Source organism: Mesorhizobium kowhaii, from assembly GCF_042431665.1.
Classification (GTDB): Bacteria; Pseudomonadota; Alphaproteobacteria; order Rhizobiales; family Rhizobiaceae; genus Mesorhizobium; species Mesorhizobium kowhaii.
The window spans coordinates 1-11,832 of record NZ_JBHLYT010000023.1; the positions used below are offsets into that span (position 1 = coordinate 1).

Consider the following 11,832-nt stretch of genomic DNA (forward strand, 5'->3'; position numbering starts at 1 on the left):
TCCGTAGCCCCCGCTGAAAACACGCAGGGCAAGGTTCAAACATGGGTCAATTCTCGGTGGAAATATCCTGGGTTGCCGGGTCAGTTCTCAGTGGCAATCAACACCTGCGTCCCTTAAACCCGCCATAACATCCAGGAATCCTGTGCCTTGATGCTCGTTGACCATGATCCTCTGTCCGGCATCGAACCACGGATGAATGAAATCGATCCGCTGCGCCCGGCCTTGTGTAATGGTGAGATTGGTGACGGCAACGTCGATCTCGCCGTTTGCCGCGGCGTCGATCAGGGGACTCACCGTTGGGTAGGGGCGGTACTGGCTTTGCAAGCCCAGCGATGCCGCGATCGACTCCCAGAGTTCGACCGCCATTCCGGTGAACCTACCTTGCTCCTGTATGACAAATGGCGGGCTGAGATAGAGGCCGACGCTGACTGGCTGTTTGGCTTGAGGCGTTTCCTGCGCAAGTGGACTGCTTACGGCCAGCAGGCTGAATAACAGGGCTACGCAGAGAGCGTTCCTTGACATGAAAGAGTTCCCGCCCGCGGAAGCATTGACGAAATCGTCCCCTCCGGCCTTTCTCGAGACAATGGCCTGAGAGAACGCGCCTACCCGATCTATAACAAGCTTCATGGGTGTGCGATCTGAAATCCTGAATTTGTGTCCCGTTTCCGATAGATACCGTCTAGCTTGGGAGGAGACAGCGAAGCGATCTGTGTCGATGCGACCTCGCTCCAGCACTCTATGACGCAAGCCGCGCTGCGTCAGCGCATGACTGACGCCTAGCCCCGCCCAACCGGCACCGATGACGACGGCATCAAGAATGTCCGTTCCGCTCGTCATTGCGCTCCCCTCTGATTGTCACCTATTGACCTTTGTGAAATCAGTAACTGGTCCGCATTCTAGTACGGCGTTGCTCTCGCACATGGCAAAATCGAAGACGACAGCACTTGGCGAGGCGATGACTAAGATGTCGCGTCTCGTGTAAGCCGTGCCTCTGGGAGGCGGCTGATCCGGTGGAATGACCAGTGGAGGAGAGGGCAAAGGAGGAGCGCGGCAGCGCCGAAATCGAGCGCGGCGGCCGCTGTGCCGGCCCAGGTTGCAAGTTTGCCGCCGATCGCCGGCCCAGCCAGCATGCCGGCATAGTAGACGGTGTAGAACACCCCCATCCCGATCGAGCGCGTCTTCTGATTGAGCACGCGCGGCGGCAAGCTCATGATCGCGCCGGCAGGCAAGCCGCCTGCGATCCCCATGGCAATGATGAGGGGCAGCACTGGTCCGCTTCGCGACAGAAGAAGCATCAGGAATGCAAAGCCCACACAACCGGTGGCGAGAACCGCTCCGCTGCGTTTGGTTCGATCCGTCAGGAAGCCACCCAGGGGGACCGAAAGCGTGGCCAGCCAAAGCACGACGCTGATCGTCGATCCCGCCGCAGAGTTGGGCCACCCGCGCTCGACGAGCATCGACGGACCGAAGCTGAAGACCATTGCAAAGCCGACATTGTAGAGGCACCAGATCAGGCCGGCGGCGATGAGGGCATAGGTTGTCCCGGCCGAAATGCCCGAGCGTTCGACGCCACCGGCGGGCGATACTTCCGGGGTGCGATAGATGAAGGTCATCAGGCCGATGCCGACGATGACCAGGACCGAAACGGCAATGCCCACGGCGGTCACCCCGAATGTCGTTCCGATTGCCGGCAGCAGCATGAGAGCGATAGCGATGCCCGCTGGCCACGAGTTGATGTAGATGGCCATGGCGGTTGCGATTTCCCGGCCGGCAAACCAGTCGGCGACCATCTTGGTCATCAGGACGTTCAGGAGAACGCCGCCAGTGCCGCTTATCAATCGGCCGCCGATCTGCAGGCTCCAGAACGGCGATGCAGCCATCAGCATTTCACCCGCCAGCATCATCAGGAGGCCGACGAGAACGGTCGCCTTGTCGCCATAGCGCTGGCCGATGGTCGCGCCAGGCAGGGCCAATGCCACTCCCGGTGCAAGATAGAGGCCGATTAGAATGCCGATGTCGGCTAGGCTCGCACCGACGCCATCGCTGATAAGAGGCGCGACGGCGCCGACGCTCTGAAACTGAAAAGCCATCGCGGCGCGGGCGACAAACAGGACAGCAAGGATCGTCCAGCGACTGCGCACGGTTCCCCCTGATATTCCGAACTATTCGGGCCTGATATTCTGGTTCAGTCGGAAGAAATTGGTTGGGTCGTATTGCTTCTTGATCGCGGCGAGGCGTGCATAATTGCCACCGTAAGCATCACGCACGCGCTCGTCACCCTCATCACCAAGATTGTTGGCATAGACACCGCCGGTGGAGAATGGCCTGACCGCATTCCACAGGTCACGTGCCCAACGGATATTCACCTCATCATCGACCGGATTGTCCCAGACAGCGATCGGAAAGCAGTCAAAGGCCGCATCGCGATTGGCGTAGGGCGAGTGTGACGCAGGCACACGGGCGATGGCTCCGCCGACTTGCTGGAAAACCAGCAGGGACGAGTGATTGGGAGCCTTCGCGTAACTGTCGAGCAGCGCGTCGATCGCGCCGTCGCTGATCTCACGCAGGAACTGCGCCTTCCAGTAATAGCGTCGCCCGCGTGGAAAGAGGCTATCGCCCGCCGATTGAATCTGAAGATAAGGAACGGCCTGAAGGCGGCTTTCGATGGGGGATCCGAATTTCATCAGCGGCGCGATGACAGGTTCGCCCGCTTCGGGTGACCCGACATGGCAAACCGAGATGCTGAAGGCTCGGTCGCCCGAGGGCAGCGTGACGAGAGCGGCATCGACGCTCACCTCGTCCGGGGCGTCACGGGAGAATTTGTCGTAAAACCGCATGGCCTCGCGCGCCTGATTGTAGGCGTGAAGCACCGAGCCTACGAGAAGGGTCGGGCCGAGCGGGTGCAGCCGGTATTCGAACGCCGTCACTATGCCGAAATTGCCCCCGCCCCCTCGCAAGGCCCAGAACAGTTCGGGATGCTCGCTGGCGCTTGTTCGCAACAGCCGTCCGCCGGCCGTGACAATTTCAGCCGCGATCAAATTATCGCAGCTCAGGCCGTGCTTTCGTCCGAGCTTGCCGAAGCCTCCACCGAGCGTGAGGCCGGCAATACCAGTGTCGCTGTTGACGCCCATGGTCGTCGCAAGGCCGTGGGCCTGCGTGGCTGCGTCGAACTCGCCGAGGCTCAGACCAGCTTCGGCCCTGGCAATTCGGCGCTCGGGATCGACTGCGATCTTCTTCATGCGGGATAGATCGATCACCATCCCATCGTCGCAGACGGACAGACCGGCGACGTTGTGGCCGCCGCTGCGAACTGCCACGAGACAGCCTTGTGACCTGGCATAGGTCACGGCATGGACGACGTCATCAGGATCGGCGCAAAAGGCAATTGCAGCAGGGCGTTTGTCGATCGCCCCGTTCCAGACCCCGCGCGCCTGGTCGTAGGTAGCGTCCGTCGGCAACACCAGTTCGCCCCGTAAGCCTTGCCGTAGCTGTTCGATCGCCGCACTCGGAGAATGGGAGCGGCCCAATAGCGCTTCGGTCTGTCGTGGAATCTCCATCGGTATCGCCCTCGGTTCTGGCAGGACTATGGTCTCACAGAGACGCAACCTTCTGCAAAAGCGAAATTCTTAGCTGCTAGATGAGAGGAATTCATCTACTCTGCCGGCATGAGAAACTGTCCGCCCCTCCGCGCTTTACACGCCTTCGAGGCCGCCGCTCGGCACGGCAGCTTCAAGACCGCAGCGGCGGAACTCTGCGTGACGCCGACAGCGATCAGCCACCAAGTCCGCTTGTTGGAAGAGATATGCGGTCGCAAGCTGTTCCAGCGCCGACCGCGCCCGCTGGTGCTGACGGGTGCGGGAGCGCGACTGTTTCCTATCCTCCGCAACGGCTTTGGTCTTCTGTCTGGCTCCCTTGCAGCAGTCGCCGAGCCGGATTTTCAAGCGCCATTGCGGGTGACAAGCCCAAACGCTTTCGCGAGTCGATGGCTGGTGCCTCGGTTGCCGAAATGGCGAGAGGCCAACCCGGCCGTACCACTGGATATCATCGGGACGGACGCAGTACTCGATCTACGCGCTGGCGCCGCAGATGTGGCGATCCGCTACACACGTCGCCCGCCTTTGGGCTTTGCCACGCAGGAGATATGTCGCGATTCCTTCTTTCCCATTTGCAGTCCCCGACTATTGGCAAGCGACGGGCGAACGATTGAGCGTGCTGCTGATCTCCTGCGTTATCCGTTGATCCATTTTGACTGGATGAATCGGGATCCGGACGCTCCCACCTGGCCCCGGTGGCTAGCGACGGCCCGTTCAATCGATCCAGACCTAATCCCGCACAAAGCTTGGGATTTGAGCTTCCGCGAGGAACTGCATGCGATCGATGCGGTTGTCGCCGGGCAAGGCATTGCGATCTGTAGTGACGTCGTGGTTGGCCGTGAACTGGAAAACGGCTCGCTCGTCAAAGCGCATCAGTTGTCCTTGCCGGGCTACAGTTTTTATATCGTATGGATGCCCCACAGTCCGAGATCCGCGGTGATAGAGGCCTTCCTGGCGTGGATGAGAACCGTCGCATGAGACTGTCGAACCTGGGATGAGGCGCGCCAGGCTTGGCTCTTAAGAGGATGGGACCATGGCAGCGAAGATAAATGCGACGTCGCTGCTTCATGGCTCACACTCCACCTTTCAGAAAAGACTAGTGTGTTGCGTTCACCGGTTGAGCCCACCGCGCGAAGCGGACGACGTTGGAGTGAGCGTCGCGCGCTGTACCGTGGTAGCATTGGTGGTGAGGTTACTCTTGGCAGTGGGATCAGAGCATGGCCGAGATCAAGTACACCAGCACGGCTGCAGGCGGCTACGATCAAGGGTTTGCCCGCGTGTCGACGCATTTCATCCCTTACCTGCTTCGGGCCGGACGTGTAGCGGTTGGCCAACGGGTACTCGATATCGCAACGGGCACTGGTCTCATCGCCAATGCGGCTCTTGCCGCTGTTGGGCCAGACGGCCACGTGACAGCCGCAGACCTTTCGCCCAACATGGTGGACCAGGCACGGCGGCGCTTGGGAGAAGTATCAAATGTCGCGGTCAGGGTAGAAGACGGCCAAGCATTGAGCTTCCCCGATGGTAGTTTCGATACCGTGCTGTGCAGCCTGGGATTGATGTTTTTCCCGGATCCGGCGTCGGGAATTGGCGAATTTCGTCGAGTGCTTCGTCGGGGCGGCCGCGTCGCGGTGTCCGTTAACACGGTTCCAGAGCGCTCCTATAACACTCGAATTCACGTGATGATTGCGCGCCATGTGCCAAGCCTCGCGCCCGCCGCCGCTCGCCTGTTCTCACTTGGGGATGAAACACGATTGCGAAGCCTCTTCGAGGATGCCGGCTTCGAGGACATTGAAATATCGACGCACTCGCATCGCTTCCCGGTGGAATCGTTCGACGCTTACTTCGAGCACATTGAGCGGGGTTGGGGCTCCGCCGGGGAGGCATTCGTGGCGCTTCCGGAAACCCTGCGCCATCTGATCCGCGAGCAGGTCCGAAGCGATGTCGGTGACAGAGTCGGACCGATTGAAATCGAGGTGGAGTTCAGGTTTGCCAGCGGACGGAAGTAAACGACCGACGTCTATTTCAGAAGGTGACCGCTGTAGAGGGGTTACCGGACCACCTGCGATATCGGGGAGGTCCACGATGCGCCGTGCAAGATCGCAGAGCGTCGCAGACTTACCGATTGGAGCGCATCGCGGGCTGCGGCATCATAGGAGAATCGCGAAGGAGTAGCGCCCATCTTCATCGGCCGTGGCGCGCCAAAACCATTCATGGATTATGGTTCGTTGATTGCGACCGCTGCTGTCCGACTGCGCGGACAGGCGGAAACCAGCGGAGCCTGATTTGACCCATCCCCCTACCAGCATCAAGCGCGCTTTGATCACCGGGGCCGGGGCCGCCGACGGCATCGGCTTTGCCATTGCGCGGCAGCTCGGCCGTGCCGGCCATGCCGTTGTTCTCACCGGCGCCAGCGCGCGTGTGCTCGATCGCGCCGCCGAGCTTTGCGTCGAAGGCATCGATGCCACTGCCGCGGTCGCCGATCTCACCATCGCTGCCGACGTCGCGCTGCTGCGGGCGAGCGTCGGCGCCGTCGATATCCTGGTCAACAATGCCGGCATGGGTTCGCTGGCATCGCCATCGGTCGACAAGGCGTTCCTCTCTATGACCGAGGCCGACTGGGACCAAGGCATCGACGTCAGCCTGAAGACCGCGTTTCTGGTCACCCGTGCGTTTCTGCCGGCGATGGTCGAAGCGGGCTACGGGCGCATCGTCAATGTGGCGTCGGTCACCGGGCCGCTGGTGTCTTTCGAAGGCACGGCCGCCTATTCCGCCGCCAAGGCCGGCATGGTCGGGCTGACCCGCACGCTGGCGCTCGAATTGGCGAGACACGGCATCACCGCCAACGCCGTGGCTCCCGGCTGGATTGAAACGGGTTCGTCGAGCGAGATGGAGCGGATGGCGGCCCTGCATACGCCGTCGGCGCGGGCCGGCCGACCGGATGAAGTGGCCGCAGCGGTAGTGTTCCTGGCATCGGAAGGCGCCAGCTATGTCAACGGCGCCCTGCTGGTGGTCGATGGCGGCAATAGCCTCCAGGAGCGCAAGGGCTGAAGGCCCAAAGGTGCTTCGCCGGAACGACCGGTCGTTCACGATCGGATCGCGGGGTCATGGAAAGCATGGCCCCGTTGCGCGCCCGTAGCTCAACTGGATAGAGCACCAGACTACGAATCTGGGGGTCAGGAGTTCGAAGCTCTTCGGGCGCGCCAAACTTGCGAACTGCTCGACTTGAAACCGTTTTCGCAAAAATGCGCCCGAACAGAAGAGAGAACTGTTCGGGCGCCCATCCAATACCAGCGAAAATAGTCCACCTAAGACGGCGCCGTGGGAAGGTTTGACCCTAAGACGACATTGCGAATGGTCGCCAGCCTTGGCATCGCTACTCAGGCAGTCCGGCGAGCCGTAGCCCTTGGGTCAGAAAATCGCGGTCTTCCTCTCGCCGAAACTCATCGACAAGAATATCGAGTAAGACGTGCCCGATTGTCGTATCGGGCCTCAGCGATACGAGTTTGTTGATATCCGCTCGTGCCTCGTCGGACCGACCTAGCCGCGCATGGCAGATCGCCAGATATGCGTGAATGTACCAGAATTGGCGGACTTGCCGGGAGAATGCGAGGATCGCTTCTTGATATCGTCTCGACATGAGCAGAGCCAAAGCCCGGATTTCCCAGTGCCAAGTCGGCGGGATGGGGTCGCGCATAAGTAGCTGATCCATGGCCGACAGCGCGCTGGCGGGATCGCCGTTACGAAGAAGCCATTCTGCACGATAAGCCAAGGCAAGGGTATCGGCCGGATTGAGGCTGACGGCTCGCTCCAGATGAGCGCCTGCCAAGTCGTATTGCCGCTTGGAAGTCAACGCCATGCCAAGTAACGCATGGCCTTCCGAAGCGCCGTTATCCAACGCGACGGCCGTTCGGGCTGCAGCTTCCATTTCGTCAAGCGCATCGGCTTGGAAGTTTTCAAGGTACTTCACATAGCAGGTGACCGCTCGCACTGTATGGGCAGCGGCGTAGTCTGCGTCTAGTTCGAGCGCTCGTTCTACATAAGGCATTGCACGTGAAGCATCGTGCAAGGCTGCATACTTTTTTGCCAGTTGAACACATTCATAGGCGGCCAGACTCGGTGTATTTCGGCTTGCGGCGTTGTTGGCGATATCCATCCCCAACCGGGATTCGAGCGTGACTACGATGGTCCGGACAACCTCGTCTTGGACGAGGAAGATATCTTCAAGTTCGCGATCATAGCGTTCGGCCCAGAGTTCCTGACCAGTGGGGCTATGAACAAGTTGTGCCGCCACGCGGACCCGTTTGCCGATGCGCCTCACGCCACCGGTCACGATATATTCGACATTCAGTGCCCTTGAGATTTCCGGAGTGTCAAGGCCCTTTCCCTTGAATGAAAAAGATGAATTTCGGGCAATCACGAACAGATCCCGGAAGCGCGAAAGCTCGGTCAGAATGTCTTCCGCAATGCCTTCAGCGAAGTAATCCTGCTCCGGGTCTCCTCCCATGTTGGAGAAGGGCAGCACGGCTACGCTGCCTTTAGTCCGCGTCCCCGAAGCGCGCACCATGGCGGCGGTCTTGGGCAGCGTAGCGTCCAAAAGGACATTGTACACGCGTATCGGCTGCTCAATATTCTTAAGGCTGTGCTCGCCGGTATCCTCGAAAGCCAGTTCGAGCTTGTTGCCGACATTTTCCCGAACAGAAGCGGACACCGACACGCCACCGGGCTTGGCGATGGCCTCAATCCGCGCCGCGATGTTCACGCCCTCACCTAAAATGTCATCGCCCTCAACGATGATGTCGCCAAGATTGATGCCGATGCGGAACTGAATTGGGGCGCCAGCGACGAGTTTGCGCTGCCCCATCGCACGCTGGATCGCCGCTGCGCATTCCACAGCGCTCACCACACTTGGAAATTCGACTAGCGCTCCGTCTCCCATCATCTTTACGATGCGGCCGTGACGCGCGGTGACAGCGGGATTGAAGGTCTCCTGCCAAACCTCCCGCAGCGCCGCAACGGTACCCGCCTCGTCGATTCCCATCATGCTGGAGTAACCGACAACGTCGGCTGCGAGGATGGCTGATAGCCGGCGCGTCGTCTGCTGTTCCGCCATATCGATCCCACAGTCGATGCGCTGAGGAGTGTTAGACTGTACGAACTATTCTTGATGTCTGAAAGTCGAGATATTGCTTTGGCGGGATCACAGGCAAAAGTCCGGAATTGGCGCACTTGCGACGTTGGCGACGATCCCGCCGCTTGCGCCTCGAGTGCGGGGGCAGGATTTGAACCTTTGCCCGCTGTGACCCTTCAGATCATAATGGTCGGCCTGACCCGCACGCTGGCGCTCGAAGTGGCGAGACACGGCATCACCGCCAACGCCGTGGCTCCCGGCTGGATCGAAACGGGTTCGTCGAGCGAGATGGAGCGGATGGCGGCCCTGCATACGCCGCCGGCGCGGGCCGGCCGACCGGATGAAGTGGCCGCGGCGGTGGTGTTCCTGGCATCGGAAGGCGCCAGCTATGTCAACGGCGCCCTGCTGGTGATCGATGGCGGCAACAGCCTTCAGGAGCGCAAGGGCTGAAGGCCCGGGGCGCTTTGCCGGAACGAAACGAGGCAGCGTGTCCATTCGACAAGCCTCGTCCTTAGAATTCGGTGCATAACACCCCACCGATGCCCATTAGTTCTTGCTGATATACCCTTCGCGGCGATAGCGTCCGTTGGGGCTTTCAGCAGGCGAAATGCTTAGTCGGATCGTAGCTTCCACCACGTCGCGCCAATTCAACTTTCTTGTTCCCGATGACGTCACTGACGCTATCGCTGGATATATCGACTCCTCTGCTCCCGGACGCATCATCTCGACCTTTTCGGCAGTTCAGTCCGTGCGAGATAAAGTCCCTGATTGCGAGCTGTCGGACGATCAGCTTGAGCGGTGCGCTGTGTTGGCCGCAGTCAACGAGGGCCTGGCGGTCCACTTCGATCGGCGAGGACGCCAGCCGGATCCATATTCGTCGCTAAGCAGGAGCCACTGGCACCTCGTGCCGATTTGGAAAACCAGGACGCGACTGGCTGTCATGTCATTCCAGCGGCCGAATGCAGCCGGCCCCGCCGGCCGTACCCCTCCGCCCGTTATCGTTGGCCGGCCGCAGCGCATAGAACTCAGCCCATGATAGGCGCCGGCCGCTAAGGCGTTCGAATTTCTTCGGGCGTGCCAAGCCTGCCGGGCGTTTCATCCCGTCAGCCGGCGTGTTCAGGACGCCTTGGCGAGGAAATTCTGATAGTCCGACTTGGCCTGCAGCAGGCGCAGCACATTGTCGCGGGATCCCCGCACATGGGCGCGAGCGAGGGTGCCGGCTCGGCTGGCGTCGCCGGCACAGATGGCGTCGACGATTTCGGCATGCTCGTCGCGGGCGATCTTCCATTCGTCCAGCCACAACAATTCGGTCCAGACATAGTGCTGGCACTTGTCGAGGATGCCGCACAGCATGCCGTGCAGCATCACATTGCCGCTGATTTCGGCAATGACGCGATGCAGGTCGATGCCGACCTCGAGCTCCTGGAATTTCTCCCTGGTGGTGCGATCCGGAATGGCGGCCAGTCGCTCGCACTCGGCCAGCATGGCGCGCAGCCGCGCCTTGTCCTGTTCCGTCGCGGCGGCCGCCGCCAGTTCGGTCGCATGGCCGTCGAGCAGCTCGCGGATCTCGAAAGCCTCGCGGAACATGTTGATGTCGAACTCGGTGACGACATAGCCCTGGCGTGGCCTGCCGGTGACCAGGCCGTCGCGCTCGAGGCGGTTGAAAGCCTCGCGCACCGGCGTGCGGCTGACATTCAGCTTCACCGCGATGTCGTTCTCGGTGACACGCGAGCCCGGCGGAATCTGGCCGGTCACGATCATCGCCTTGAGCGAGGAGTAGACCGAGTCGCGCAGCGTATTTTTGGTTTCCTTGGCCAAGGTCCCGTTCCCAGTTCTCCGGTTTTCCAGCCGGAACACGCATAGCTGTAGTCGCAGTCGGCGCAATTTGCCACGCCCCGGCGAAGCCATCCCCTCACCAGCTTGTCCGCTCGACACGCATGAATTCGATCGCGCCGGCCGCTGTTGACAACATCGATCGCTAGGTTACACTCAAAATTGTATACAAAATAGCATGCGAAATCAAAAATAATGGGAACACCGGTTGGAGAGCCGAAAATGAACAGGATCAGAAACGTTAGCGTCGTTGCGATAGCGGGCCTCATGGCCTCGCTCGCAGCCCCCGCCATGGCGGGCGATACCATCACCGTCGCCTCATGGGGCGGCACCTATCAGGAGGCGCAGACTAAGGCGTTCTTCAAGCCGACCGCCGATGCGCTCGGCATCACCATCAAGGAAGACACCACCAATGGCCTCGACGACGTCCGGCTGCAGGTGACCGGCAATGCCGTCAAATGGGACATCACCGAGCTTGGCGCCGACGAATGCGCGCGCGGCTCGAAGGAAGGCCTGTTCGAAAAACTCGACTATGGCATCATCGACAAGAGCGGCATCAACCCCAAGCTGGTCCATGACGACTGGGTCGGCATTTCCTACACGTCGGTCGTGCTCATCTATCGAACCGATGTCTTTGGCGACAAAGGGCCGAAGACTTGGGCCGATTTCTGGAACGTCGAGAAGTTTCCGGGACGGCGTGCGCTGAGCGGCAGCCAGGCGACCGAAACGCTGAGCGTCGCGGCACTGGCCGAAGGCATTCCGATCGACAAGGTCTATCCGGTCGATATCGACGGCGCGCTGAAATCCGTCGACAAGATCCGTGGCCATGTCGATGCCTGGTGGACCTCCGGCGCCCAGGCCATGCAGCTGGTCAAGGACGGCGAAGTCGACATGGCGAGCATCTGGAACGGCCGCGCCGGTACCTTGAAGAAGGAAGGCGCGCCGGTCAGCTTCTCGTTCGACCAGGGTGTTCTCACCGCCGACTGCATGGTCATTCCCAAGGGCGCCAAGAACAAGGATGCCGCGATGAAGGCGCTGGCGATGTTCGTCAGCCCGCAGCTGCAGGCCAATCTGCCGCTCTATGTCGACAACGGACCGGTGAACGAAAAGGCTTTCGAGACCGGCAAGATCCCGCAGGACAGGATCAAGGACATCAATTCGTCGCCCGAAAACGTCAAGACGCAGGTGCTGCAGGACGCCGAGTTCTGGCGCGACACGCTGGTCGAGGCGACGGAAAAATTCAACAATCTGATCCAGCAATAGGCTGCGGCCGCA

9 protein-coding genes, 1 tRNA gene and 1 pseudogene are annotated in these 11,832 nt (G+C 60.6%); 6 read left to right on the plus strand and 5 right to left on the minus strand.

Annotation, left to right across the window (positions count from 1 at the left end):
• Positions 1-87 precede the first annotated feature (87 nt).
• From ACFFNA_RS15470 to ACFFNA_RS15480, 3 genes are all read right to left on the minus strand, one after another.
• The gene (locus tag ACFFNA_RS15470; protein WP_378919525.1) at positions 88-837 is read right to left on the minus strand and encodes a transporter substrate-binding domain-containing protein; all 750 of its coding nucleotides are present in this window, start codon (positions 835-837) and stop codon (positions 88-90) included.
• Positions 838-959: 122 nt separating this feature from the next.
• Positions 960-2,141 (minus strand): MFS transporter, encoded by a 1,182-nt coding sequence (locus ACFFNA_RS15475; protein WP_378919527.1) that lies wholly within the window; start codon positions 2,139-2,141, stop codon positions 960-962.
• Between the two features lie 21 nt (positions 2,142-2,162).
• The gene (locus ACFFNA_RS15480; protein WP_378919529.1) at positions 2,163-3,461 is read right to left on the minus strand and encodes an FAD-binding oxidoreductase; all 1,299 of its coding nucleotides are present in this window, start codon (positions 3,459-3,461) and stop codon (positions 2,163-2,165) included.
• 204 nt (positions 3,462-3,665) lie between these two features.
• Here ACFFNA_RS15480 and ACFFNA_RS15485 point away from each other — a divergent pair, with 204 nt between their 5' ends.
• The 4 genes from ACFFNA_RS15485 to ACFFNA_RS15500 all read left to right on the plus strand — a co-directional run bounded on the left by ACFFNA_RS15485 (position 3,666) and on the right by ACFFNA_RS15500 (position 6,799).
• Entirely contained in the window at positions 3,666-4,571 is a 906-nt protein-coding gene (locus tag ACFFNA_RS15485; protein WP_378919531.1) for a LysR substrate-binding domain-containing protein, read from the plus strand.
• A gap of 239 nt (positions 4,572-4,810) precedes the next feature.
• Positions 4,811-5,602, plus strand: coding sequence for a class I SAM-dependent methyltransferase (locus tag ACFFNA_RS15490; RefSeq protein ID WP_378919533.1), 792 nt, complete (start codon positions 4,811-4,813; stop codon positions 5,600-5,602).
• Between the two features lie 277 nt (positions 5,603-5,879).
• On the plus strand, positions 5,880-6,644 hold the full coding sequence (locus ACFFNA_RS15495; protein WP_378919535.1) for an SDR family NAD(P)-dependent oxidoreductase: 765 nt from the start codon (positions 5,880-5,882) through the stop codon (positions 6,642-6,644).
• A 78-nt stretch (positions 6,645-6,722) separates the two neighbouring features.
• Positions 6,723-6,799: transfer RNA gene (locus tag ACFFNA_RS15500), tRNA-Arg, on the plus strand.
• Positions 6,800-6,969: 170 nt separating this feature from the next.
• Here the strand turns inward: ACFFNA_RS15500 and ACFFNA_RS15505 are convergent.
• Positions 6,970-8,706 carry a tetratricopeptide repeat protein gene (locus ACFFNA_RS15505; protein ID WP_378919537.1) on the minus strand — a complete coding sequence of 579 codons (1,737 nt, stop codon included), beginning with the start codon at positions 8,704-8,706 and terminating at the stop codon, positions 6,970-6,972.
• A 204-nt stretch (positions 8,707-8,910) separates the two neighbouring features.
• Here ACFFNA_RS15505 and ACFFNA_RS15510 point away from each other — a divergent pair.
• Positions 8,911-9,174 (plus strand): annotated as a pseudogene (locus ACFFNA_RS15510) (SDR family NAD(P)-dependent oxidoreductase); the annotation flags it as partial.
• A 666-nt stretch (positions 9,175-9,840) separates the two neighbouring features.
• Here the strand turns inward: ACFFNA_RS15510 and ACFFNA_RS15515 are convergent.
• Positions 9,841-10,542 (minus strand): GntR family transcriptional regulator, encoded by a 702-nt coding sequence (locus ACFFNA_RS15515; protein ID WP_378919539.1) that lies wholly within the window; start codon positions 10,540-10,542, stop codon positions 9,841-9,843.
• A 237-nt stretch (positions 10,543-10,779) separates the two neighbouring features.
• Here ACFFNA_RS15515 and ACFFNA_RS15520 point away from each other — a divergent pair, with 237 nt between their 5' ends.
• A complete protein-coding gene (locus tag ACFFNA_RS15520; RefSeq protein ID WP_378919541.1) occupies positions 10,780-11,820 on the plus strand; it encodes an ABC transporter substrate-binding protein in 1,041 nt (346 codons plus the stop codon).
• Positions 11,821-11,832: the final 12 nt, after the last annotated feature.

What these genes read in the sequence shown, in the direction of transcription:
- ACFFNA_RS15490 (WP_378919533.1), top strand. Translation starts at nt 4,811, where the DNA reads ATGGCCGAGATCAAGTACACCAGCACGGCTGCAGGCGGCTACGATCAA.
- ACFFNA_RS15505 (WP_378919537.1), bottom strand. Translation starts at nt 8,706, where the DNA reads ATGGCGGAACAGCAGACGACGCGCCGGCTATCAGCCATCCTCGCAGCC.
- ACFFNA_RS15520 (WP_378919541.1), top strand. Translation starts at nt 10,780, where the DNA reads ATGAACAGGATCAGAAACGTTAGCGTCGTTGCGATAGCGGGCCTCATG.
- ACFFNA_RS15485 (WP_378919531.1), top strand. Translation starts at nt 3,666, where the DNA reads ATGAGAAACTGTCCGCCCCTCCGCGCTTTACACGCCTTCGAGGCCGCC.
- ACFFNA_RS15470 (WP_378919525.1), bottom strand. Translation starts at nt 837, where the DNA reads ATGACGAGCGGAACGGACATTCTTGATGCCGTCGTCATCGGTGCCGGT.